This is a genomic window from Arthrobacter sp. 01T428, assembly GCF_056398685.1.
Genome location: NZ_JBFTPW010000003.1, coordinates 140,247 through 162,947, shown reverse-complemented (window position 1 = coordinate 162,947; position 22,701 = coordinate 140,247). Strand labels below are relative to the sequence as shown.

The following is a 22,701-nucleotide window of genomic DNA, read 5'->3' as shown; positions in this document are numbered from 1 at the left end:
TCAATGTCAGACAGAGAACCCATGACAATCCATGAACAATTGACTGAACCACCTGCCAGCACAACAAGGCCGGGCACTCCGGCGTCGGGCGGTGGCCTGACCATCCGCGGCCTCCACAAGATCCTCGGCGGCCGCACCATCATCGACAACCTCGATCTGTCGGTAAAGGAGGGCGAGCTGGTGTCCTTGCTAGGGCCCTCCGGCTGCGGCAAGACAACGACGCTACGCATGATCGCCGGGTTCCTGGAGCCGGACTCCGGTTCCATTGAGGTGGAAGGCCAGGAGGTCTCTCACCTCGGCGCGGAGAACCGCCCCAGCGCCATGGTGTTCCAGAACTACGCGCTGTGGCCCCACATGACCGTGGCCAAGAACGTCGGCTTCCCGCTGAAGCTCCGCAAATTGTCCAAGGCTGAGATCAAGGGCAGGGTGGAAGCCGTCCTGGAGTTGGTCAGCCTTTTGCACCACACGGATTCCAAACCGGCACGCATCTCCGGCGGCGAGCAGCAACGCGTGGCATTGGCCAGGGCACTCGTCCAGGAGCCGAAGCTCCTGCTCCTTGACGAACCCTTGAGCAACCTGGACGCGAAACTACGTGTCAAAGTGCGCGAAGACATCCGCAAGATCCAGCAGGAACTGGGCATCACAACGGTCATCGTCACGCACGACCAGGAAGAGGCGATGTCCATGTCGGACCGCATCGCCGTGATGAATGCAGGCCGGATCGAGCAATACAGCACCCCGGAAGCGCTCTACGCCCGCCCGGAAACCGAGTTTGTCGCCACCTTCATCGGAAGCATGAATCGCTTGGAAGGCTCGCTCGACGGCGGACTCATCACTGCGGGCCCGGACATTCTCGGGATCCGGCCCGAGGACGTCATCCTGGCAGACGCCCCCTTCGCAGGTGCTGTGCCGGCGACCGTCGAGAGGGTGGTCCCGCGCGGACACTTCCAGGAAGTGTACGTGCGCAGGGCCGACGCCCGGCTCCGCAGCTTTGTCAGCGGAGAGCTCATGCAGCCCGGCCAACAGACATATGCGGGGATCCGCAAGGCCATGACCTTCCGGGACGGACGCCTGGTAGGAGAGGCAGGTGCCGCACTGTGAGCAACACGATCGACACCAAAAGGACCCGGGCCGCGGCCCATCGGGGCGACTCCAGCAAATACCTGGAGAACACCTTGCCCGCCATCGCGTCAGCCATCGACGCGGGTGCGGACCTCGTGGAAGTGGACGTCCGGGTAACGAAGGACGGGCAGGTGATCCTGCTCCACGATGCCGCGCTGCTCAGGATCTGGAGCCTCGATGCGGACGTTGCAGACGTCGACTATGACCGCATCAGGCAACTGGGCGCCGGTGAGGAACGTATTCCCCTGCTATCCGAAGCCCTTGAGCTCTTTCGCGACAGCCGGTCAACCTTGCTCATCGACATGGACGAGCCCGGCCCCGCGAAGGCGACTGCCGCCGTCGTACGCGAAAGCGGCATCGAAGTGGCCTGGTGCGGGAACCTGGACGGGATGCGGATCATCCGCGCCCTCGATAAGGATGCCCGGATCTGGCTGCCTTGGAGCAAGAGGACTGCCCCGCCGGAGGAGTTGCTGGCCGAACTGGGTCCCGAGTTCGTCAATTCCGAGCACGTGGTCCTCAGCAAGGGCATGGTGGAACAGATCCACGCCGCGGGAGCCAAAGTAGCGTGCTGGACCGTGGACAACCTGGAAACCATGCGCTGGGCATTGGGACTCGGCGTGGACTCGATCACGAGCAACCAACTGGACCTGTTGCAAAGCGCCATCGCCGAAGACCCACAGGCATGGACTTCGGCCCAGGCTCCCAGAGGACTGGCCGGAGACGAAGTCCTTGAGTCCCGGAAAGTCGCGATGGAGCTGGCCGAATGGGCGGTCGGGTACATGCGCGACGTCGATCGCGGCCTGGTCTCAACCAAGGCGCACCCTGCCGACCTGGTCACGGAAGTCGATGTCGCCGTCGAGCGCCACGTCCGCGAAGTGATTGCAGCCCGCCTTCCGGGCCACACGGTGGTTGGCGAGGAAATGGGCGGAGTCGCCGTGCCCGGCGCACCGTGTTGGTACCTTGACCCCGTCGACGGGACCACCAATTACGTGAACCAGATTCCGTGGACGGCGTTCTCACTTGCCTTGGCCGTGGACCGCAAGCCCGCGGTCGCCGTCGTCGCAGATCCCTGGCGCGGCGAGATTTTCGAGGGGTGGGCCGGTCACGGTGCGTGGCTCAACGGAAAGCCGGTATCCCTGGCTCCCGCGGGGAGTTCGACGGCGGCCCTGGCCGGAACCGTGGTGGCGACCGAACTCGCGGGGCACCTGCCGTGGCCCGGGATGCTGGAACTGCTCGCGGAGCTGGGCGAACGGCACAGCATCATGCGGATTATGGGTTCAGCGACCATGACGGTGGTGGGCGTAGCTGCCGGGCGTGGTGCGGGAGCAATCATCGGAAGCTTCAGCCCGATCGACCACCTGGCGGCGACGCTCATTGTTCAGGAGGCCGGTGGCGTCGTCCTCAATTCCGAAGGCGAGATGGACACGTTCCCGGAGCAGGGCGGGGTCCTTGCGGCCCGTCCGGAATACGCGGCCGAGCTTTACGAGCTGTGGAGCCAGGCCCATGCCGATGCGGGGGACTGAGCTTCTCGCCGCTCTTTTCGCACTCGACCGGCGGAGCTGCTTCAAGCTGGTCGGGGAGATCAGCCTCGACTTTCCGACCCACCACCCGCAGGGCATGGCCTTCGCCAAGGGACTCACGTTCTTGTCCTCCGTTGAGATCCTCGATGCGCCGCGCCCCGCGGCGGATCCGGCACTACGGACTCCGGGGCGGGGGAGCGGGCACGTGTTCGTCCTCGGGCCGGACGGTGGGCTGCTTCGCGATATTCCCGTGGGCGAGGACGCGGCGTATCACCCCGGGGGTATCGATTTCGACGGCGACCACGTCTGGGTTTCCGTCGCCGAGTACCGGGCCGCGAGCAGAAGCACCATCTATACGATCGATCCGGGCACCTTCGAGGTCCGCGAGCGGTTCCGGGTGGAGGACCACATCGGTTGGATCGTGCGCGATCCCGGACTGGACCTGGTGTTCGGCGGAAGCTGGGGTTCCCGGCAGCTCTACATCTGGGACACGGAAGGCCGCCTGGTGGATCAGTGGGAGAACCCTGGCCACTTCGTCGACTACCAGGATGCCCAGCTCCTCGGTCCGGGACTTCTGCTGTGCAGCGGGATTTCCCTGTTGCCGCAGGTTGATGGTGGTGTCCTTGAACTCGGAGGGCTGGCCCTGGTGGAACCGCTGCGGCAAAGAATCACGTGGGACGTGCCCATCGGCGTGTTCAGCGGCGCCGGTCACGTCATCACCCGCAACCCTGTCACCGTCACTGCGGATGAATCCGGGCTGCTGATTCACGCGGCGCCCGACGACGGCGACGACGACGGCGGCACGCGGTTACTGAGCTACAGGATCATTTAACACGGCTGTGACAGAGCGGAAACGGGTCTTGAACCGGGCCTCGATAGCGTGGCCGCATGATCGTCTCCATCATGTCCAAGGTGAGCGCCTGGATCGAAGCTGCCTACTTCTACGACGCTGCCGAGCTGGGGGCCTCCGGAGCCACTGAAACCACCCGCTACGGTTGGCTCCCGGCGCTCAGCGGTGTGGCCATTGCCGACGCCCAAGCGCGGAAAATCCGCGTCGTGGAGTAGCGAAACCCCCGGGATTCCGGGGTTCTTACGTGGCCAAATGTCTTGTTGAACACACTATTCGTTGACGGCGTGTACTATGCCCTAAACTGCTTCACTGAGGTGCCTGAAATGGCACTATGCAGCAACGAAAGTGAACCACACCAATGGCTACCGATTACGACGCCCCACGCAAGACCGAAGAAGAGTCTCCCGCCGAATCGCTCGAGGCCCTTCAGGCATCGCGCGGCTCCGGTGCCCAGACTGCTGTCATCGACATCGACGAGAACGACACAGCCGAGGGCATCGATCTTCCGGGCGCCGATCTGTCCGGCGAAGAACTAACCGTCATCGTTGTCCCGGAGCAGTCCGATGAATTTACGTGTTCATCGTGCTTCCTGGTCCGTCACCGCTCGCAGATCGCGCTGGAAAAGAACGGTCTCAAGTACTGCCGCGACTGCGAAGGCTAAACCCCGCACGCAAATCAGCCCCGCCCGACTGGAATCCAGCATCCCCAAACCAGTCGGGCGGGGCTTTTGCATGCGTAGGCCCATCGATTGCTCCGTAACTGTCGTTCTGAGCGTTCAAAACGACAGTTACGGAGCAATCGATGCCGGCAAGCGCTCCGACGTCGTTATCCGTGATAACGAACAGAGGCGCGAGACGGCGCCGAAACCCCGGAAAACCGCGGGAAGCAGACCGTTGAATTACGTCCTCGTGACCCTTCGCGAAGCCTGTTAACAGTTGGGCGCCGAAGCGGATACGAAGCTCTCTCAAGGGGCCGGACGCTCCTACGCTTGAGGTATCGGATCGCTCAAGAATTCAAGGGGAGTGGGCCCAAGTGAGAAGGTTTTACGCGTGGTTGGCAGCTTTGGTAGTGGCCGCCGGGCTTGGTCTAGTGGTTCCAGGGGAAGCGTCGGCAGCCCCGTATTGCGGGATCGCGTGGGGATCGTTGGCGAAGTCAAACCCCGCGCTGACCCAAGCGCAAGTGGTGAATGTCCGGACGGGGCAGCAACCGTGCTTTGACCGCCTGGTGATCGACCTGAATGGCGCCGTTGCCGGCTATTCAATCCGCTACGTTCCACAAGTACTCCACGATGGCTCGGGACTTCCCGTCGAGCTGAGGGGCAATGCGTTCCTGCAAGTCACGGTCAACGCCCCCGCCTATAGTTCCAGCGGCAATGCCACGTACAACCCGGCCGACAAGAACGAGCTCACGAACGTCTCGGACTACAAGACTTTCCGGCAAGTGGCCTTCGCGGGCAGCTTCGAGGGATACACGAGCCTTGGCCTGGGTGTCCGCGCCCGGCTCCCCTTCAGGGTCTTCACGCTGGCCGGTCCGGGAACGGGATCGCGGCTGGTGATCGACGTCGCGCACATGTGGTGAAGCAACTACAACAGAAGCCCTGCTCCGGGTGATGCCGGAACAGGGCTTCTGCCACGCTGAGAGTTGCTGGCTTATTCGGGAACCACGAGGGCCGGTGTGTCCTTGCGAAGGGTTTCGCCGCGGAAGAAGCCGGGACGGACGCGGGCCATGATCACCATGACCACCGCTCCGAGGGCCAGGATGCCCACGCCGATGATGAATACGAGGCCGACGCCGAAAATCTCGGAACCGCTGCCGAAGTCGGGGGACCAGCTGTCCACCGCCGTCTGGATGAAGACGAGGGTCAGAACCACGCCGCCGATCACCGGGAAAAGCAGCCGCATGAAGAAGTTGCGGACGCTGCTGAATACGCTGTGCCGGAAGTACCAAGCGCAGGCAAAGGCGGTCATTCCATAGTAGAAGCAGATCATCAAGCCCAGAGCCAGGATGGTGTCGTTGAGGACATTCTCGCTGACAACCTTCATGATCGCGTAGAACCCGCCGGAGATAGCCCCGGCCATGATGGTTGCGAATCCGGGGGAACCGAAGCGCTTGCTCACGGAGGAGAACTTCTGCGGAAGGGCGCCGTAGTGACCCATGGCGAGAAGGCTTCGGGCGGGGGAGGCCATAGTGGACTGCAGGGACGACGCTGTGCCTGCGAGTACGGCCAAAGACATGAGGATGGCCAAAGGACCCATCACAGGGGACGCCAACGCGGCGAAGATATTGGACTGGTTGTCCGGGTTGTTGAGCCCGATGCCGTCCCCACCAACGCCAGCCACCATCATGGTTGCGACGATTACGGCGACGTAGAGACCCAGCACCGCGATCGCCGTCGTGGTGCCCGCCTTGCCGGCAGTACCCTTGCCGCCCTTGGTCTCTTCGTTGACCGTCAGGCAGACGTCCCAGCCCCAGTAGACGAAGACCGCGAGGGACATGCCGGCAGCGAACTGCTCAAAGCTGCTGATCTTCGTGGGGTCGAACCAGTCCCAACTGAAGGCGATAGCCGTCGGGGTGTCGCCGGAGGAGGCATGGGTGAGGGCCATGACGATGAACACGCCCAAGACCACTACCTGGAATCCCACCATGGCGTACTGCACGAGTTTGGTAGCGTGAAGTCCCCGGTAGCTGACCCAGACAGCCAGTGCCACGAAGGCCAGGCACGTGGCGATGTTCAAGGCTTTGTTGGAGGTGAGGTCGGCAAGATCGGGGTTGCCGAAAACCTGGGCGAGAAAGAGGTAGAAGAAGTCCACCGCGACGCCTGCCAGGTTGGAAAGGACGATGATGTTCGCGGCAAGCAGCCCCCAGCCGCCCATCCATCCGATGAAGGGGCCGAAAGCCTTGGTTGCCCATGTGAAGGTGGTGCCGCTGTCCGGCGAGTCTGCGTTGAGCTCCCGGTAGGCGAACGCCACGAGGATCATCGGGATGAAGGCGACGATGAAAATCGCGGGGAGTTGCAGGCCTACCGCGTTGACCGCCGGGCCCAGTGAGCTGGTCAGGCTGTACGCGGGCGCCACGGAAGAAATACCAAGGACGACGACGGCGAGGAGCCCCAGCTGCCCCGTCTTGAGTCCTTTGCCGCTGATGCCGTGCTCGGTGCCGGCGGGATCGTGGGCCTCCACGGTTTTCCTGGCGCTTGGGCGGGTTATTTGAGTCATGTGCTTGGCTCTTTCTAGATGGGCCGAAGGTTGTTGCTGGGTGTTGCAGTGAAAGCCGTCTGCGGGGTCATCGAAGCTGATGGCGGGCGGGGGAGGTTGGGGCGCCCGGGTAGGTGGTGCAGATCATGATGGCTGTTCTCCGGTGAGACGGGAGTCACTAAATGAATGACGTTCATTTAGTATGGACGGGGAGAAGCCCTGGCGCAAGTGGTTTGACCAAACAATTTTGGTTCGGAGTGGAACTTCTGAGCGAGCGTCGGCCGGAAACGGCCCAAAAGTGAGCGAGCGTCGGCCGGAAACGGCCTAAAAGTGAGCGAGCGTCGGGGGAGGCCCAGCGGGTTTAGCGAGCCGCGATCCTGGGATCCTGGGATCCCCGCGGCTCCCCGCGGCTCAAGAAGGGGACGCTCGCTCACATATGGGGCCAAAAGCGGTGACGCCCGCTCAGATCATCTGAGCGAGCGTCTGCCGGAAGGGACCCAAAAGTGAGCGAGCGTCAGGGGAGGCGTGCTTCTTAGGCGCTCAGCTCGGCCCGGAGGGGGTATTCCTTGCTATCGAGGAGAAGCTGCGTGCAGCGTCCGGTTTCCGGGTTCAGCACGATCGGGGCCGCGAGATTTACCGTGGTCTTCTCCGGGCTCGGGTTGACCACCACCAACGTGGTTGCCAGCTCAGCCCGGTCCAGGCCGAGATCGTCCAGTGTCGAGCGGGGGATGGCGGGCGCGTAGCCCGGAACGTACACGACGGCCTCGGCCAGGAACATCCGGATCCGCGGGCTCGCCGACTCCATCGCGTAGAGCCCGGGGGCGCCGTCGATTCCCCGCAAAGCGAAGCCGTCAGACGCTTCAAGCCCGGGCATGGGCGCGGTGAAGTTCAACGCCCGGGAAGCCTGTGCGGTGCTCACTTCAGGAAATCCATGAGCGTGGGCTGGAGCGTCTTGGCGGTGACCGCGAGGGCAACCTGGTAGTTGGTTTCCTGCAGCTTCAAGTCCATGACGACCTTTCCGATGTCTGCGTCTTCAATTCCGGAGCGCTGCGCGTCCAGCGAGGCCTTTAGTCCGTCGACGGAGTCCTGGGCGCGCATGAGCTTAGTCTGCCTGGCACCGACGTCCGCGCGTCCGTTGACAACCGACTTGATCTTGTCGCCGATCGCCGTCAAGCGCCCGCTGACATCCGCGCCGGAGCGGATATCGGCGACGACGTTGCTCACCAAAGCGAAGACGGAGCCGGCGCCGTCACCGAAGATCGCACCGCCGTCGGCGTCTACCCGCACCGTCTGCGTTGCGTCAATCCGCCGTTCCACCGTGCTGCCTGGCGTTCCGTTGAAGACCGGTGGCGTGGCATTGCTGAACGCGCCGGCTGAATCGGAACTCCCGGCGAAGACATTGCGGCCCAGGTACTGCGTGTTCGCCTGGGCCAGGAGGTCCTTGTTGAGGCCTTCGATTTCGACGGCGATCGCCTCCTTGGCGTTGCTGTTCAGGGAACCGTTGGCAGCCTGGACCGTGAGGTCACGGACCCGGTTGAGGATGTTGGTGGCCTGCCCGAGGGCGGAATCGGCGGTGGTCAGCCAGCCATTGCCGTCGTCGATGTTGTTCGAATACTGTCCGGCGGCGCTGAGCTGGCTTTTCGTGGCGAGCAGGTTCGCCGTGGCCGCGGGATCGTCGGAGGGCCTGGTGATGTTCTTGAGGTTGCTGGCCTTGTCCTGCAGCGCGGCGAGCTTGGCCTGCCCGGCCTGCAGGTTCAGTTGCGCGGCCGCGGACATCGTTTGGTTCGTGACACGGTTCAGCATGGCTTACCTTCCCACCAATCCGGTGTGGTTGATCAGGACGTCGAGGGCTTCATCCACGGCCGTCATGGCCCGGGCAGCCGCCTGGTAGGCGTGCTGGTTGCTCAGGAGGCTGATGTTCTCCTCGTCGAGGCTGACGGACGCACCGGAGGAACGCTGCCCGACGGCGGCTGTGCTCGCCGCATCGGCGAGCTGCTGATGCTGCTGTGCCGATTGGGACGTCGTGCCGATCCCTGTGACGATTCCGGACCACAAGGCATCAGGGGATCCTTGCCCGGTGCCGATTTGGGCAACGGCGTCGGCGATTTTGCCATCGAGGGCGCCGGAGCCGGGGCTGCCGGTGGCGATTCCCGCGGCGCTCGTCGGGACAACGCTGAGGGACAGGGCCGCCGGGGCGCCAGGGGTGGTTGCGAAGAAATCGAGATTTGAGGCGCCGGTGGTGGACTGCCCGGTGCGGTGCACGGCGTTGACGTCGTTCATGAGTTTGGTGGCGAAGGCGTTGTAGGATGCGGCGGCCTCGGAGATGGCCCCTCCCGCGCCTCCCGCCGTGGCGGGGGCAAGGAGGGAGACGGCGCCGGCGAGTTTTCCGCCGTCGAGTGAAACCGCCACACCGGGGCGATTGGCCCATTCCAGCTGGACGGGTCCTCCCAGCGCCAATGTCGAGCCCGGTGCGCCCATGCTCGCCTGGCCGCCCAGCGTGAGCTCGCGGTGCGACGTGCCCGAGACGATGGCGTTGCCGCCCACGAAGACATCCACCGTGCCGTCGGCGTTGTCCCGGGCAGTTCCGCCAGCCAAGGAAGCAATGGTTTCAACCACCTTGTTTCGGGCATCGATGATCTCGTTGGCTGAGCCGCCCGAGGCTGTGACGGAACGGATCGTCGCGTTGAAGCCGGCCACCTGGGCTGCGGCATCGTTCAGGGTTGCGACGGTACTTTGGGCTTCTCCTCGTATCCGGGTCCACTGGGAATCCAAGGCCTTGTATCCCGCCGACACCGCATTGGCAACGGTGGTGCCGGCTTGCAGCAGCACGCCGGCCGGGGCTGCTTCGCCTGGGTGGTTGGAGACGCCCTGCCACGAGGACCAGAAGGTCTGCAACGCCGTCGATATTCCGGCGGGCCCGGGCTCGTTCAGCGAGCCTTCGAGTTGCTGGAGTTGGGTGGACCGATAGCCGGCGTAACCGGCCTGGGCCGCGCTGGAGCGAACCCCGGCATCGAGGAAGCTGTTGCCCAGGCGGGCGATTCCGTCCACCGACACGCCCTGACCGGCCTGGGCACCCGCCGTGAAGAGGCCCGTGCGCGCGGGTGCGCCGACGGCGGATTGCTCGATCCGCTGCCTGGTGTACCCGTCAGTGCCGGCGTTGGCGATGTTCTGTCCGGCAACGTTGATGCCCTGCTGCGCCGCGGTGAGGCCCAGGTAGGCCGTATTGAGTCCGCCGAATGTGCTCACTGCTGTGTCCTTTGGGTGATCCGGGCCTTGAGGTGATCCGGCCTTTGCATGTCCGTCTACGTTTGATGAGTTTCGGTCAGAATTGCTGGTCGAAAAGGCGGGACGGGGTTGAGTCTGCTGTCCCGCTTTGGGAACCGGTCCGCCCGTGGGAGTCGTACGTCCCGGCCGCCGGTTTCAGGTCCGCCATGGTTTCCTGGGTGGAGCGGACGGCGGCGCGAAGGAACTGCTCGTTCGAATCACGCAGCTCCTTGATGGCCGCGGTTTGCTGCTGCATCGCGTTCAGGTGCGCGGACAGGACATCAGCCCAGGCCTCTTCCGGGGCCGCTGTGACCAGCTCGCCCAGTGAAGACTCGGCAGGCAACCCCCATTGCTCTGCCACGGCCGCCACTTCCACCGCCCTTGCAAGCCCGGCCTTGGACAGGTGCCCCAGGACCTGCTCCACTTCCCGGGTGCCATGCGGCAACCAACGGGATTTGCCCGCCGTGAGGAGCAGTTGCTCTTCCTCCAGCTTGAATGTCAGCAGATCCAGTAGCTCACGTTCTCGCCACAGCAGGGCCGACAGTTCATGGATGGCCATGTCGGGTCAACTCCAGTTCCGGGTTGGTTTTTCGGGTGCGTTGCCGCGGGAAAACACTTCCCCTGTGCCTTCGCCGCGCTGAAAACAACTATCGGCTGCCGCGGCCCATGCGTTAGGCGTTGTTTATGCATGATTTATTCGCTTTGTCCAGTCAAGCGACGCGCGGCGGATCTTGAGCCCTGTGGCAAATTTTCCTGCGGCGTTTTGCTAACCAAAGGGGACCGCCGTTCCGATAACCAGAAGTGACAGGCCACGGACGGCCTGGAAGTACCAGCAGACCCAATCATGGAGGAATACATCATGGGCATGGCAATCAACACAAACCTGATGGCGAACAACGCTTACGGCAACCTCAACCGCACGCAGAACGACGTGTCCAAGTCGATGGAGAAGCTTTCCAGCGGCCTGCGCATCAACCGTGCAGCTGACGACGCAGCAGGCCTGGCAATTTCGGAAGGCCTCAAGTCCCAGGTCAGCGGCTCGGCAGTCGCCGCCCGCAACGCCCAGGACGGCATCTCGGTCATCCAGACCACTGAAGGTGCACTGACCGAAGTCCACTCGATCCTCCAGCGCATGCGTGACCTCGCTGTCCAGGGCTCGAACGACACCAACAACACCGCTTCCCGTGCGGCGATCAAGGGTGAAGGCGACTCGCTCGGCAAGGAACTGGACCGCCTCACGCAGTCCACTCAGTTCAACGGCATCGATCTGCTTAAGGGTGCGGCTGGAAACAGCGGCGCGTCCCTGAACATCCAGGTCGGCACCGGCGGCAGCGCCAACGACAAGATCGCCGTCAACCTCGGCGACGTCGCAACCGCCGTCGGAACCGGCGCTACCGGCCTCTCCGGCGCCGCGGGTGCTGCAGGCTTCAAAGTGGACACGAGCGCCAACGCCCAGCTGACCATCGCTGCCGTTGACACGGCCATCGCGGCCGTTTCCGCCCAGCGCGCCGACCTGGGTGCAACCCAGAACCGTCTGGAGCACGCCACGAAGACCCTCCAGGTCTCCGGCGAAAACCTGCAGGCAGCCGAGTCCCGCATCACGGACACGGACATGGCTTCGGAAATGGTCAAGTACACCAAGGCCAACATCATGTCCCAGGCCGGCACCGCAATGCTGGCCCAGGCCAACCAGTCCGGCCAGGGCGTTCTCTCGCTCCTGCGCTAAGACCTTCCGGTAGCTGACCGGTAATCAGCGAATGGCGGCCAGGACGGGAACACACCCCTGGCCGCCATTCGCGTCCGGACCCCGCCGACGTAACCAACACATCCGGAAGGACCAAACGTGGCAAGCTCGATCGACGGCCTCGCCAGCGGCTTGAACACCACCTCCATCATTGATTCGCTCATGGCGGTGGAAGCACAACCGCAGACACTTCTGAAGACGAAGCTTGCGTCGGACCAGACAATGATTTCGACGCTTCAATCGCTGAACTCGAAGCTGTCGTCACTGAAAGACCTCGCAAGCGGCGACTCGGCCGTGAACGCCTTGAACCTGTTTAGCGCCACCACGACTTCCCCGTCGATCACTGCGACGGCGACCACCTCCGCGACCGCGGGCTCAATCGACGTCACCGTCACCCAGCTGGCCCAGAGCCAAGTGGACGTCACCGCGGCCATGAGCAACTGGCCCACCGACGGCTCGGGTGCACCGGCACACCTGACGCTCGTCGACTCCACGGGAAAACAGACTGAGATCACGCCTGCATCTACCTCCCTTGACGACGTCGTGACGGCGATCAACGCGGCGTCCGGCCCGGCCCGGGCCGTCAAGGTCCCGGCAGGCAACGGAACCTATCGCCTTCAACTGACCGCGGCCACTTCAGGTGCGGCTGGAGCGTACAGCGTCTACCAGGGCACGGCAGCGCAAGTGAGCGCGGGCACCGCGACCGACCTGATGGCTGACCCCTCCGCCGCCGTCGTCAAGGCCGCCCAGGATGCCAAAGCGACGCTGTATGCGGGGACTCCGGCAGCGCAGACAATCACGTCCGGAACCAACACCTTCACTGATTTGCTTCCCGGTGTGTCAGTGGCGGCCTCCGCCGTCACTGCCGGACCGGTGACCGTGAACATTGCCAGTGACTCCGCGGGGATCACCAAAAAGGCCGGGGATCTGGTGAACGCCGTCAATGACGTCCTCGGCTTCGTCTCCATTTACAGCGCCGTGACCCAGACGACCGACGCCAACGGCGCCTCCGCAGCCAGTGGCGGCATCTTCAGCGGCAACAGCGGCGTCCGCTCGGTCAACGACCAAGTCTTCTCCGCCGTGTCCATGCCCGTGAACGGGAAGTCTCCCTCCGAATACGGAATCAACGTCACCAGGGATGGAAACTTCACGTTTGACGCGGCCAAGCTCCAATCGTCCTTGGCTTCGGATCCCGCCGGGACGCAGGCAGCGCTCCAGACCATTGCATCCCGCGTGTCCGACGCAGCAACCAGCGCTACCGATCCGTTCAGTGGTTCGGTAACCGCCCTGATCAAGGGGCAACAATCCGAAGTGACCGACCTCGGGAGCCAGATCTCCGACTGGGACCAGCGTTTGGCCTCCAGGCGGCAGACCCTGCAAACGACGTACAACGCCATGGAAGTTGCCCTTGGCCAACTCAACGCCCAGCAATCATGGCTCACCGGCCAGATTGCCGGCCTCTCGAGCTCGACGAAGTAAGGAGCGTAACGCATGACCTCCACAGCCCTCCGCGCCAGCCAGCTTTCCCGGTACAACGACGACGCCGTCCTGTCGGCTCCGCCGGCCAGGCTCCTCACGATGCTTTATGACCGGCTGCTCCTGGACCTGAACCGCGCCCAGTTCGCCCAGGAGAATGCCAACTGGGGTGTGGCAAGCGAGAACCTGTTGCATGCCCAGTCGATCGTCACCGAGCTGTCCTCCACCCTGAAGACCGATGTGTGGGACGGGGCATCCGGGCTGCTGAGCATCTACCAGTACGCGATGGAAGCGATGATCGGCGCAAACATCTACCGCGACGTCAACCGGACCAAAGAATGCATTGTGCTCCTGGAACCGCTCCGGCAAGGCTGGCACGACGCCGCTTCGCAGCTGCCTGTCCGGGCGACGGTATCCGGGACGGCGCGGACGAACGGCACACTCGGTGTCGGCTGACCCTGTGCAGGCATGGTCCGGAATCCTGGACCGGCTTGAAGCGGACATCGCCTTGGCCGTCTCCGGCGGCGAGCCCGAGGCATGGAATCCGCCCGCCGCGGACGAGGCCGGGCCGCTGCCTGAGGAGCTGGCGGACAAAGCACGCCGGATACGGGACGCGCAGTTGGAGTCGATGGCGATGCTCGGCAAGGTCCGCAACGACGCCCTCGCCCACTTGGACGCGCTCAGCACGGTCCCGGACAGCCAAAGTTCCGCGCGCCCGCTGTTCCTGGATGTGCAGGGCTGAAGAGAAAGTATTGAAAACAATCGCTCATCGGCTAACGGATGCCACATGCTTGCCGATGGTGGAAGTTGAGCAGGGATTGCTCGATGCACGGCCACGGATCGGCCTCTTCATACTATTCGCGAAGGTAGGCCGTCGTGTTCGAGTCAGTGACTTCTGTTGCCCTTGGTAGCGCCCTGGACGGGCTCTCATTGCGCCAGCGCACCATCGCCAACAACATCGCCAACGTCAACACACCGAACTACCACGCCAAAAGGGTCCAGTTCGAAGACACGCTTGCGGCCTCGGTGAGCGCCGGAGACGGGCAGGCCACGGCTTCCGTCACTACGTCCCAGGAACCCACCCAGCTCAACGGCAACAACGTCAACCTGGACACCGAAACCCTCTCGAACGTAGACACCGTCCTGCGCTACCAGTTCGCCTCCCGTGCCATCGGCGAACAATTCACCGCCCTACGCACGGCCCTGAGGACCAGCTGATGACTTTCGACGCGATCGGGATTGCCGGCTCCGCCCTGACTGTCCACCGCAAATGGCTCGATGCAGTCTCGGACAACCTGGCCAACATTAATACCGCCACCCGCACCAGCGGCAAGGCGTTCCAAGCCCGCTACATCGAAGCCGCCGAGGGCAGCGATGGAACCGGCGTGTACGTCAAGAGCACACCGCAAGGCAGTGCGACCGGCAGGCTCGTGTATCAACCGGACCATCCGCTTGCCGATGCCCAAGGCTATGTCCGTTACCCGGACATCGACCTCGCCGAACAGATGGGTGCCCTGATTGTGGCGCAACGCGGCTACCAGGCCAACGCCCAAGTGGTCGACCGGGCCCGTGAGACGTACCAGGCAGCGCTTGAGATAGGAAAATCCTGATGGCTTTGGACCCGATCGGCGCAATTCAAGGCGGCGGGGGACTTTCCGTGCAGGGCGTCACCGGCACCGGCTACCTGGGCGGCGCCGGCAACGTAACCGGAGTCGCGGGAACTTCGGACGGCAACGGCTTTGCGACGGCGCTGACTGGTGCCGTGGACAACCTCCAGTCACTGCAGTCGACGTCGAACCAGGTGGCCGTGTCCGCGGTAACGGGCAACCTTGACGATATCCACAAGGCGACAATCGCTGCCACCCGCGCCCAGATCACCATGGAGCTTGTCTCCACAGTGCGGAACAAGGGCGTTGACGCGTTCAACGAGATCATGAGGATGCAGGCCTGATGCCTCCACAGATTGCCGCCTTCTTCCGCAAGATGGGCGATGGATTCAAGGGGTTCACGGCAGGGCAGCGCACCATCGCCATCATCGGCATCGCCGTCCTGGTGCTCGGCGGAGTGGCCCTGTCAGCATGGTTGGGCAAGCCGTCCTACTCGCCGTTGTTCTCCGGTTTGAAGGACACGGATGCCAACGGGATCGTGGAGCAGCTGCGCAAGGACAATGTCCCGTACGAGCTCAGCAACGGCGGTTCCACCATCCTCGTCCCCGACGACAAGGTCAACGACGAACGGCTGAAAGCCGCCGCGGCCGGTCTTCCGGCGGCCGCGGCCACCGGCTATTCGCTGCTCGACAAGCTCGGCGTAACCTCGTCCGAATTCCAGCAATCGGTTACCTACAAACGCGCGCTCGAGGGTGAACTCGCCACCACCATCCAGGCCATGGACGGCGTGAAGACAGCCGCCGTGCAGTTGGCCCTTCCGGCCAAAACGGTGTTCGTTGACAAGGCTCCGGACGCGACGGCATCCGTGTTCGTGGAAACACAGCCGGGCATCACCCTGTCCGCCGATAAGGTCCAGGCGATCGTGCACTTGACGTCCGCCGCGATCGAAAACCTGAAGCCAACGAACGTGACCGTGGTGGATTCCCAGGGCAACGTCCTCTCCACGGTGGGAGGCGGAGCCACGGGCTCCTCCTCCAAGCAAGCCGCCGACTACCAACAGCGCACCTCCGATTCGGTGAAGGCTGTACTCGATAGGGTTGTGGGACCGGGCAACGCCACCGTCGCCGTCGCGGCCGACGTGACCGCCGAGTCCGCGCAGCAGCGCAGCGAGACGTTCTCCACCGCCAAGGATGCCGCTCCGCTCAGCGAGACCACCAAGACCGAGAAGTACACGGGAACCGGCGGCGGCGCCTCCGGTGTCCTTGGCCCGGACAACATTGCCGTGCCGGGCGGCACCAACGGCAACGGAACGTTCGATTCCAGCGACACCACCAAGAACAACGCCGTCAACAAAGTCACCGAAGACCGCACCATTCCGCAAGGCGCCGTGAAACGCCAGACCATCTCGGTGGCCATCAACCAGTCGGCGGCGGCTGGACTCAACGTCAACTCGGTCAAGGCCCTCGTCACTTCCGCGGCCGGCGTCGATCCCGCCCGCGGCGACGTGGTGACAGTCGAAGTGCTGCCCTTCAGTACCTCGGCCGCAGACGCGGCGGCCCAGGCACTGGGCGCGGCCAAATCGCAAGCCGACGCCAAGCAACAGTCGGATTTGATGAACACGCTCATTCTCGCGGGCAGCATCCTGCTGGCAGTCGTAGCGCTGATCGTGCTCGTGCTGATCCTCCTGCGGCGCCGGCAGCACCGCGAACCGGTTGACCTTGGCGAACGCCTTGATTACGAGATGCTGCCTGAAGCGGTCTCGACCCCGGCGCTCGAAGGACCGCCCGCCACCTCGGCGATCGAACTGCCGCCGGTTCATCCGGTCCCGGCGTTGCCGATGCCAGGCGCTGAGGCTCTCGACGGCGAACGGCGGCGGGCACAGATTGAAGCCATGGTTGCCGAGAACCCCGCCCGGACCGCCGATTACCTGCGCGGGCTTATGGATGAAAGGCAGTCCGTATGAGGGTGGGGGAGTTGGACGTAGGAGGCTTGACCGGCGCCCAGAAGGTGGCGGTGGTGCTCATGCAGATGAGCCCTACCAGCGCAGCGTCCGTCATGACCCAGTTCTCCGAATCCGAGGCCGAGGACATCGCCGCCGAGATCGTACGCTTGCGCCGCGTTTCCTCATCCGTGGCAGACCACGTCATGACGGAATTCCACGACCTTGCGGTCAGCGGACGCCGGACGGCCCGCGGCGGCCAGGAATTCGCCGTCGGGCTCCTGGAAGCGTCCTTCGGTGCGGACAAAGCGGCCGGTTTCATGGACCGTCTCGCCTCCACGATGGCCGGGAAGTCCTTCGAATTCCTGGAAATGATGGATTCCGGCCAGCTGTTGGCCCTCATCGACGGCGAGATGCCGCAGACCATCGCCTTGATCCTGGCGCATTTGCGGCCGGGCAAGGCTTCCGCGGTCATGGCCGGCTTGGGCGACGTGCAACGCAGTGAGGTGGCCCGCTGCATAGCCACGATGGGATTGGCTTCGCCGGAGGCCGTGGGCATCGTGGCCGAAACGCTCAAGGTTCGTGCCGGAGCCGTCATGTCGCAAAGGAAGTCGAGCGAGATTGTCGGCGGCATCCAGCCACTCGTCGACATCATCAACCGTTCCGACGTCAACACCGAACGTTCCGTGCTGGAAGGCCTGGAAACCCTCGATCCGGAACTGGCCACGGAAGTGCGCGCCCGGATGCTGACCTTCGTGGACATCGTGAAATTGGAACGGCGCGACATCCAGCAGATCCTTCGTGGCGTCAATGCCGAAGTGCTCGCTGTCGCCATGAAGGGTGCCCCTGCCGTGGTTCTCGACGCCGTGCGCACCAACGTGTCCGGCCGCAACCTCGAAATCCTGGAAGCCGAAATGGCTTCCGCCGGGCCGGTGCGCGCCTCCCAGGTTGAAGAAGCCCGGGCAGAGATTGTCCGTTCCATCCGTGAGCTGGAAGCCGAAGGCGCCATCGTGGTCCGACGCGGCGAGGAAGACGACTATGTCTACTGAGGCTGAATTCCAGAGGGTGGTCTTCCCGGACATCCAACCAGCCGCGAGGTCGCGCAAAGTGGACCGGGGATACACCCAGGGACACGCGGCGGGCTACACGGCCGGGATCCAGGCTGCGGCCGCGGAACAGCGCCGCCTTCGCGAACAATTCGAGGCCGAACACCGCGCAATGCTCGACGCCGGGCAGCTGGCTGTGGAGCAAGCTGTCCGAGCGCTCGAGGCGGCGGCCGCAGCGTCCCGGCAGCACCGCGGTGCCGTGCTGGAGGAAGCGCAGGACGTGTTGGCGGCCAGCGCGATCGAGCTTGCGGAAGCCATTCTGGGTTACGAACTCAACGACGGCGATAATACCGCCCGCGCCGCGTTGGCCCGGGCTCTGGCAACGGTTTCAGACGTGCAAGCGGTGACCACGGTCCGCCTCCACCCGGCGGACCTGGCCGCGCTGTCCGCCGTCGACGTCGGGAACGTGGCCGGCGTCGAACTCAAGGCCGATCCCGCCCTGGACCCGGGCGATGCGATTGCGGAATATCCGCAGGGTTGGCTCGACGCCCGGCTCAGCACCGCAGTGCACAGGGCCAAGGCAGCCCTGCTGGGGAAAGACGCATGAGCGGCATCAACTACCGGCCGCACGCGGGCCGTTTCCGCGCAGCCCTCGCCGCCGCGGCGCCGCAGCGCGTGGGTACCGTGACGTCCGTCCTCGGCCTTGGCCTGGAGGTCTCCGGACTGGACTGCGCGGTGGGGGACCTGGTGACCGTGGGCGAGGCGCCCGGGCTCGACGCCGAAGTGGTCGCCTCGGTCAGTGGCGCTGTCCGCTGCATGCCGCTGGGACGGTTGACCGGAGTGGCCGCGGGAGACCCGGCCCGTTCCAAGGGCGCTCCGATCCTGGTCCCCACCGGCCGTGGCCTCTTCGGACGGGTACTCGATGGGCTCGGGCGTCCGATCGATGGCAAAGGCCCGATGCCCGCGAGTCCTATGGTCCCTTTGGACAACGAAGCCCCGTCGGCCATGCACCGTGCCCGGGTGGACACTCCGCTCCAGACCGGCGTCCGCGTCCTGGACACCATGGCCACTCTTGGCCGAGGCCAGCGCATGGGGCTGTTCGCGGGCTCGGGGGTCGGCAAGTCCTCGCTGTTGTCCATGATCGCCCGCGGAACGGATGCCGAAGTGTCCGTCATTGCCTTGGTGGGGGAGCGCGGACGTGAAGTTCGCGAGTTCCTGGAAGACGACCTCGGCCCCGAAGGCCTGGCCCGTTCCGTGGTGGTCGTTGCCACGTCCGACGAGCCTGCCCTGATGCGCCTGCGCGCCGCCGTCACTGCCACCCGGATTGCCGAATCCTTCCGCGAAGCCGGCAAGGACGTCGTCCTCATGATGGATTCACTGACCCGCGTGGCCATGGCCCAGCGCGAAATCGGCCTCTCCGCCGGTGAGCCGCCCGCTACCCGCGGCTACCCGCCGTCGACCTTCTCCGTTCTGGCCCGGCTCCTGGAACGCGCCGGCACCGCCGAGACCGGATCCGTGACCGGTATCTACACAGTGCTGGTGGACGGCGACGACCACAACGAACCGATCGCCGACGCCGCCCGCTCGATCCTCGACGGACACGTGGTCCTGGACCGGAAGCTCGCCGTCACGGGGCACTTTCCCTCGGTGGACGTCCTTGGCTCGGTGTCCCGCGTGGCCTCCAAGGTCAACTCGGCCGATCGCACGGCGCTCGCGGCATCCCTTCGCAGGGTCCTCGCCGCGCGGCGCAGCGCCCAGGACCTGATCGACGTCGGCGCCTACCACCGTGGAAGCAATTCCTTGGTTGACGCGGCCCTGGACCACGAAGCTGCCATCAACGGGTTCCTGCAGCAAAGCATGGACGAATCCACCCCGTACAGCGAGTCCTGGCCGGAACTCTTCCGCCTCTCAGCAAGCCTCGAAGGAGCCGCGTGAACCGTCAATTCTCCCTGGCCGGGTTGTTGCGCTTGCGCCAGACGCAGCAGGATGCCGCCGCCAGTGGACTGGCCCGTGCCAACTCCCGGTCCGCGTCCCTGCGATCCCGCCGAGCCACCGCCCGGGAGGAACTGGCAGAGTCCGCCGGAGGCGCCGGAAGCTCCGCATCTCTTTTGGCCATCGCGGCCGCCCGGGCGTCCGCGCAAAGCATGTTGGCCGAGCTTGACGCCTTGTCCGCCAGTGCCGAGGCTGAAGCCGCCGCGGCCCGCGCGGAATATACCGAAGCCAAGCGCCGCGCAGTAGGACTCGAGAAGCTCGAAACCCGGCACGGCGCCGCATTTGAGGCTTCGGCGCTGCGCGCTGAGCAAGGCGTGCTGGACGAGATCGCGTCCTCCGCGTGGCACCGGAAGGCCACCTCGTGAGCGTGACCGAGGCCATCGGGCGCATCCAGAGCATCGAGTCGATGTTGCAGCAACTCAGCCAAGGCATCCGCCCTCAGGCAACTGCCGCGAGCACCACCGCTTCCACTGCCGCGGGCGCGGCCACTTCCACCGACTCGGCGTCCTTCGCGCAAGCGCTGAGCTCCGCCGTCGGGGAATCGGCGACGCCGGACGTGAGCCAGCTAGCTTCTTCCTTGGGGCTCGGCGGCAGTGCCGCCCTCTCCGGCATCGCGGGCGCGCTTTCGAATGCCGGTACAGGCACGGCCACCGGCGCTGTCACGGGCGACGCCGTGGTGGCCGACGCCAAGAAATACGTGGGTGTGCCCTACGTCTGGGGCGGCACGAACCCGGCGGTGGGCATGGATTGCTCAGGCTTCGTGCAGCGCGTCTTCAAGGACCTCGGCGTTGATCTGCCGCGCGTCGTCAGCGACCAGATGCGGCAAGGCACTCCCGTGGCATCCTTGGCCCAAGCCAAGCCCGGCGACCTGTTGGTGAGTTTCGGCGGCGAACACATTTCCATCTACCTCGGCAACGGCAAAGCGATCGACGCGCCCGTCCCCGGCCAGACCATCCAGATCCGCGATGCGTGGGAACAGCAGTCCAATCTGACTGCGATCCGCCGGATTGTCCCCGCGGGAGGCTCGTGATGCCGTTGCCACTCTCTGTTGCGGCAGTTCCGCGTCCGGCTGTTCCCGGCTCTTCGCCCGTGCAGCAGTCCGGCGGGGCTGCCGGGTTTGATGCCGTGATGAACGGCGTGCTGGCGTCCGACGCGAAGACCTCGCTCGGGACCGCACAACAGACCCCCGACGGCGGCGCCCAGGAAGAGCCTGCCGGCGACGGTTCCGGGCCGGTCGCCCGAGCCGCCAAACCGGAACCGTCGGAGGTCGCCAGGGACAGGGTTGATGCTGTGGGTGTGGTTGAGGCGGCTGGCGTGCCGGGTGCTGTTGTGGGCGTGGCGGGTGCTGTTGATGCGGCCGCCGCGGCTGCTGTTGCCGGTGGACTCGCGGCCGGGAACGCTGCTCCGCAGGCGAGCGGCACTGGCGTTACTGTGTCGGCCAAAGACAGTGCCGTTGACAGCGCGGTACCGGCCACAGCGGTTGCACGCACGTCGGCGGCAGCAAGACTGCCAGTCGGGATGACCGCGGGCCCCACTCAGGCGACGCCGGCTGGAACGGAGGTGGGCGCAGCTGTGCCGGCTGCGCTGCCGATCGGGAGCCTTGGTCAGAGCCCAACCCAGCCTGGTCCGATCCCGGCCAGCCCGTTGCCGGCCAGCCCGTTGCCGGCCGCTGCGCCTGCCAGCCAGATGCCCGGCGCCCTGCCCAGTAGCCCGCAGCCAACCGTCGCGCTACCCGCCGGCCCGCTCCGCGGTAACTCGCTGCCCATCAACCCGCTGACCGCCGGCCTTGAGACCGGGGTCACCGCGACCGCAGCCCAAGCAGGCGAGCCGGGCACCGCCGTCGTACTTCCCGTTGGGAAAGCCGGGACGCAGCGGGACTCGCCACCGGTCCTCGGGCAGGACAGGCCGGCCGCCGCGGCACCCGGGCTTCCCTCCGGGATTCAGGCAGGAATTCCGTTGGTGGGGCGGCCGGCGCCGCCACTTCAGGAGGCTCCTACGACAGCCGCTCCCGGCATGGCAACGCCCACTCTCCAGGCAGACCCGGCGAAGCTGCTGTCCCAAGTGTCCGCACCGCTGTTCTCGCTTGCATCGGCGGCGCCCGGCTCCCACGTGATGACCTTGAAGCTCTCCCCGGAAGACCTCGGTCCGTTGACTGTCCGGGCGCATATCGAAGGCGCAGGGGTCCGGATCGAATTGTTCGCCCCCGGAGAAGCCGGCCGTGAGGCCATACGCAGCATCCTGCCGGAACTGCGGCGTGGACTCGGCGAATCGGGCTTCGGCGCGAGCCTCGACCTGTCCGAACACAACGCTCCGGCCGATGCCGGGGCGGGCGGCTCGGACCCCCGTGACCGGCGCCCGGCCGAAAGTCCCGCCTTCCCACGGGGCAGCGACGGCGAGTCGCTCCGCCAGGCGCGGACCGCCGTCGTACTTCCCCGAAGCATTACCAGCAGCCTGGACATTCTCGTCTGATGAAGGAGAGCCAATAGTGACCATCCAAGCCATCGCGGCAAGCAACGGAGTCCAGCCCGGAACCACCGCAGCCAAACCCGCGCAGACCATGGACTCGAGCATGTTCATGTCCCTCCTGGTGACTCAGCTGAAGAACCAGGACCCGAGCGCTCCCATGGACACCAACCAGATGATGAACCAGACCGTCCAGCTGTCCATGATGGAGAAGATGACGGAACTCACGGCGGACGCCAAAGAGAGTTTTTCGCTCCAGATGCGCAGTGCCGCGGCACAGATCATCGGGCACAACGTCAGCTATGCGCTCGCCGACGGGACAAAGGGCTCGGGCGTCGCGAGTTCGGTTTCCTTCGCGGCCGGAACCCCCACGGTAGCGGTCGGGGGAGTGAACGTTCCGCTCGATTCCATCAGCGGGATGACCGCCGCCGCCACGCCAACCGCCTGACGCTCCACACCCTCGAACCACCCGAAGAAAGGCAAC

The 22,701-nt window shown here is 65.0% G+C and carries 26 protein-coding genes; 21 read left to right on the top strand and 5 right to left on the bottom strand.

The window, feature by feature from the left end; genetic code table 11:
• Positions 1–39: 39 nt before the first annotated feature.
• The 6 genes from AC1DJB_RS06115 to AC1DJB_RS06090 all read left to right on the top strand — a co-directional run bounded on the left by AC1DJB_RS06115 (position 40) and on the right by AC1DJB_RS06090 (position 5,070).
• Positions 40–1,101, top strand: a complete 1,062-nt coding sequence (locus AC1DJB_RS06115; RefSeq protein ID WP_441437430.1) for an ABC transporter ATP-binding protein — start codon at positions 40–42, stop codon at positions 1,099–1,101.
• The gene (locus tag AC1DJB_RS06110; RefSeq protein ID WP_441437429.1) at positions 1,098–2,645 is read left to right on the top strand and encodes an inositol monophosphatase family protein; all 1,548 of its coding nucleotides are present in this window, start codon (positions 1,098–1,100) and stop codon (positions 2,643–2,645) included. Before AC1DJB_RS06115 ends, AC1DJB_RS06110 begins: the two co-directional genes overlap by 4 nt.
• Positions 2,626–3,474: a DUF6454 family protein gene (locus AC1DJB_RS06105; protein WP_441437428.1), complete on the top strand. Its 849-nt coding sequence runs from the start codon at positions 2,626–2,628 to the stop codon at positions 3,472–3,474. Before AC1DJB_RS06110 ends, AC1DJB_RS06105 begins: the two co-directional genes overlap by 20 nt.
• Positions 3,475–3,530: 56 nt before the next feature.
• Complete coding sequence (locus AC1DJB_RS06100; RefSeq protein ID WP_172465532.1) at positions 3,531–3,707, top strand: hypothetical protein; 177 nt, start codon at positions 3,531–3,533, stop codon at positions 3,705–3,707.
• Between the two features lie 143 nt (positions 3,708–3,850).
• Positions 3,851–4,153, top strand: coding sequence for a DUF4193 domain-containing protein (locus AC1DJB_RS06095; RefSeq protein WP_059388261.1), 303 nt, complete (start codon positions 3,851–3,853; stop codon positions 4,151–4,153).
• 371 nt (positions 4,154–4,524) lie between these two features.
• Complete coding sequence (locus AC1DJB_RS06090) at positions 4,525–5,070, top strand: AMIN-like domain-containing (lipo)protein (protein ID WP_284989467.1); 546 nt, start codon at positions 4,525–4,527, stop codon at positions 5,068–5,070.
• A gap of 71 nt (positions 5,071–5,141) precedes the next feature.
• Here AC1DJB_RS06090 and AC1DJB_RS06085 read toward each other — a convergent pair whose 3' ends face one another.
• The 5 genes from AC1DJB_RS06085 to AC1DJB_RS06065 form a co-directional block, all read right to left on the bottom strand.
• Positions 5,142–6,707 carry an APC family permease gene (locus tag AC1DJB_RS06085; RefSeq protein WP_284989468.1) on the bottom strand — a complete coding sequence of 522 codons (1,566 nt, stop codon included), beginning with the start codon at positions 6,705–6,707 and terminating at the stop codon, positions 5,142–5,144.
• A gap of 511 nt (positions 6,708–7,218) precedes the next feature.
• Positions 7,219–7,605: a flagellar assembly protein FliW gene (locus AC1DJB_RS06080; protein WP_441437427.1), complete on the bottom strand. Its 387-nt coding sequence runs from the start codon at positions 7,603–7,605 to the stop codon at positions 7,219–7,221.
• On the bottom strand, positions 7,602–8,489 hold the full coding sequence (flgL, locus tag AC1DJB_RS06075; protein WP_441437426.1) for a flagellar hook-associated protein FlgL: 888 nt from the start codon (positions 8,487–8,489) through the stop codon (positions 7,602–7,604). The genes AC1DJB_RS06080 and flgL overlap by 4 nt, the downstream gene beginning before the upstream one ends.
• Positions 8,490–8,492: 3 nt before the next feature.
• The gene (flgK, locus tag AC1DJB_RS06070) at positions 8,493–9,932 is read right to left on the bottom strand and encodes a flagellar hook-associated protein FlgK (protein ID WP_441437425.1); all 1,440 of its coding nucleotides are present in this window, start codon (positions 9,930–9,932) and stop codon (positions 8,493–8,495) included.
• Between the two features lie 76 nt (positions 9,933–10,008).
• Positions 10,009–10,509 carry a flagellar protein FlgN gene (locus AC1DJB_RS06065; protein ID WP_284989472.1) on the bottom strand — a complete coding sequence of 167 codons (501 nt, stop codon included), beginning with the start codon at positions 10,507–10,509 and terminating at the stop codon, positions 10,009–10,011.
• 300 nt (positions 10,510–10,809) lie between these two features.
• Here AC1DJB_RS06065 and AC1DJB_RS06060 point away from each other — a divergent pair, with 300 nt between their 5' ends.
• From AC1DJB_RS06060 to AC1DJB_RS05990, 15 genes are all read left to right on the top strand, one after another.
• Positions 10,810–11,676, top strand: coding sequence for a flagellin N-terminal helical domain-containing protein (locus tag AC1DJB_RS06060; RefSeq protein WP_284989473.1), 867 nt, complete (start codon positions 10,810–10,812; stop codon positions 11,674–11,676).
• 117 nt (positions 11,677–11,793) lie between these two features.
• The gene (fliD, locus tag AC1DJB_RS06055) at positions 11,794–13,173 is read left to right on the top strand and encodes a flagellar filament capping protein FliD (protein ID WP_059388255.1); all 1,380 of its coding nucleotides are present in this window, start codon (positions 11,794–11,796) and stop codon (positions 13,171–13,173) included.
• 12 nt (positions 13,174–13,185) lie between these two features.
• Positions 13,186–13,626, top strand: a complete 441-nt coding sequence (fliS, locus tag AC1DJB_RS06050; protein WP_284989475.1) for a flagellar export chaperone FliS — start codon at positions 13,186–13,188, stop codon at positions 13,624–13,626.
• Positions 13,616–13,912, top strand: a complete 297-nt coding sequence (locus tag AC1DJB_RS06045; protein ID WP_476910026.1) for a hypothetical protein — start codon at positions 13,616–13,618, stop codon at positions 13,910–13,912. Before fliS ends, AC1DJB_RS06045 begins: the two co-directional genes overlap by 11 nt.
• Before the next feature lie 134 nt (positions 13,913–14,046).
• On the top strand, positions 14,047–14,388 hold the full coding sequence (locus AC1DJB_RS06040; protein ID WP_441437423.1) for a flagellar basal body rod protein FlgB: 342 nt from the start codon (positions 14,047–14,049) through the stop codon (positions 14,386–14,388).
• Complete coding sequence (locus AC1DJB_RS06035; RefSeq protein WP_059388252.1) at positions 14,388–14,780, top strand: flagellar basal body rod protein FlgC; 393 nt, start codon at positions 14,388–14,390, stop codon at positions 14,778–14,780. The genes AC1DJB_RS06040 and AC1DJB_RS06035 overlap by 1 nt, the downstream gene beginning before the upstream one ends.
• Positions 14,780–15,121 (top strand): flagellar hook-basal body complex protein FliE, encoded by a 342-nt coding sequence (gene fliE, locus AC1DJB_RS06030; RefSeq protein WP_441432720.1) that lies wholly within the window; start codon positions 14,780–14,782, stop codon positions 15,119–15,121. Before AC1DJB_RS06035 ends, fliE begins: the two co-directional genes overlap by 1 nt.
• Positions 15,121–16,740, top strand: a complete 1,620-nt coding sequence (gene fliF, locus AC1DJB_RS06025) for a flagellar basal-body MS-ring/collar protein FliF (protein ID WP_284989478.1) — start codon at positions 15,121–15,123, stop codon at positions 16,738–16,740. Before fliE ends, fliF begins: the two co-directional genes overlap by 1 nt.
• Positions 16,737–17,765: a flagellar motor switch protein FliG gene (gene fliG / locus AC1DJB_RS06020; RefSeq protein ID WP_284989479.1), complete on the top strand. Its 1,029-nt coding sequence runs from the start codon at positions 16,737–16,739 to the stop codon at positions 17,763–17,765. Before fliF ends, fliG begins: the two co-directional genes overlap by 4 nt.
• Positions 17,755–18,369, top strand: coding sequence for a FliH/SctL family protein (locus tag AC1DJB_RS06015; RefSeq protein WP_441432721.1), 615 nt, complete (start codon positions 17,755–17,757; stop codon positions 18,367–18,369). Before fliG ends, AC1DJB_RS06015 begins: the two co-directional genes overlap by 11 nt.
• Positions 18,366–19,697, top strand: coding sequence for a FliI/YscN family ATPase (locus AC1DJB_RS06010; protein ID WP_441432722.1), 1,332 nt, complete (start codon positions 18,366–18,368; stop codon positions 19,695–19,697). Before AC1DJB_RS06015 ends, AC1DJB_RS06010 begins: the two co-directional genes overlap by 4 nt.
• A complete protein-coding gene (locus AC1DJB_RS06005; RefSeq protein ID WP_284989482.1) occupies positions 19,694–20,119 on the top strand; it encodes a flagellar FliJ family protein in 426 nt (141 codons plus the stop codon). Before AC1DJB_RS06010 ends, AC1DJB_RS06005 begins: the two co-directional genes overlap by 4 nt.
• Positions 20,116–20,784, top strand: a complete 669-nt coding sequence (locus AC1DJB_RS06000; protein WP_441432723.1) for a C40 family peptidase — start codon at positions 20,116–20,118, stop codon at positions 20,782–20,784. The genes AC1DJB_RS06005 and AC1DJB_RS06000 overlap by 4 nt, the downstream gene beginning before the upstream one ends.
• Positions 20,784–22,223, top strand: a complete 1,440-nt coding sequence (locus AC1DJB_RS05995) for a flagellar hook-length control protein FliK (RefSeq protein WP_441432724.1) — start codon at positions 20,784–20,786, stop codon at positions 22,221–22,223. Before AC1DJB_RS06000 ends, AC1DJB_RS05995 begins: the two co-directional genes overlap by 1 nt.
• A 16-nt stretch (positions 22,224–22,239) precedes the next feature.
• Positions 22,240–22,665, top strand: coding sequence for a flagellar hook assembly protein FlgD (locus AC1DJB_RS05990; protein WP_284989484.1), 426 nt, complete (start codon positions 22,240–22,242; stop codon positions 22,663–22,665).
• The last annotated feature ends 36 nt before the right edge of the window (positions 22,666–22,701 follow it).

What these genes read in the sequence shown, in the direction of transcription:
- AC1DJB_RS06085 (WP_284989468.1), bottom strand. Translation starts at nt 6,707, where the DNA reads ATGACTCAAATAACCCGCCCAAGCGCCAGGAAAACCGTGGAGGCCCAC.
- fliE (WP_441432720.1), top strand. Translation starts at nt 14,780, where the DNA reads ATGGCTTTGGACCCGATCGGCGCAATTCAAGGCGGCGGGGGACTTTCC.
- fliS (WP_284989475.1), top strand. Translation starts at nt 13,186, where the DNA reads ATGACCTCCACAGCCCTCCGCGCCAGCCAGCTTTCCCGGTACAACGAC.
- AC1DJB_RS06095 (WP_059388261.1), top strand. Translation starts at nt 3,851, where the DNA reads ATGGCTACCGATTACGACGCCCCACGCAAGACCGAAGAAGAGTCTCCC.
- AC1DJB_RS06105 (WP_441437428.1), top strand. Translation starts at nt 2,626, where the DNA reads ATGCCGATGCGGGGGACTGAGCTTCTCGCCGCTCTTTTCGCACTCGAC.
- flgL (WP_441437426.1), bottom strand. Translation starts at nt 8,489, where the DNA reads ATGCTGAACCGTGTCACGAACCAAACGATGTCCGCGGCCGCGCAACTG.
- AC1DJB_RS05995 (WP_441432724.1), top strand. Translation starts at nt 20,784, where the DNA reads ATGCCGTTGCCACTCTCTGTTGCGGCAGTTCCGCGTCCGGCTGTTCCC.
- AC1DJB_RS06100 (WP_172465532.1), top strand. Translation starts at nt 3,531, where the DNA reads ATGATCGTCTCCATCATGTCCAAGGTGAGCGCCTGGATCGAAGCTGCC.
- AC1DJB_RS06035 (WP_059388252.1), top strand. Translation starts at nt 14,388, where the DNA reads ATGACTTTCGACGCGATCGGGATTGCCGGCTCCGCCCTGACTGTCCAC.
- AC1DJB_RS06065 (WP_284989472.1), bottom strand. Translation starts at nt 10,509, where the DNA reads ATGGCCATCCATGAACTGTCGGCCCTGCTGTGGCGAGAACGTGAGCTA.
- AC1DJB_RS06010 (WP_441432722.1), top strand. Translation starts at nt 18,366, where the DNA reads ATGAGCGGCATCAACTACCGGCCGCACGCGGGCCGTTTCCGCGCAGCC.
- fliF (WP_284989478.1), top strand. Translation starts at nt 15,121, where the DNA reads ATGCCTCCACAGATTGCCGCCTTCTTCCGCAAGATGGGCGATGGATTC.
- fliG (WP_284989479.1), top strand. Translation starts at nt 16,737, where the DNA reads ATGAGGGTGGGGGAGTTGGACGTAGGAGGCTTGACCGGCGCCCAGAAG.
- AC1DJB_RS06060 (WP_284989473.1), top strand. Translation starts at nt 10,810, where the DNA reads ATGGGCATGGCAATCAACACAAACCTGATGGCGAACAACGCTTACGGC.
- AC1DJB_RS06015 (WP_441432721.1), top strand. Translation starts at nt 17,755, where the DNA reads ATGTCTACTGAGGCTGAATTCCAGAGGGTGGTCTTCCCGGACATCCAA.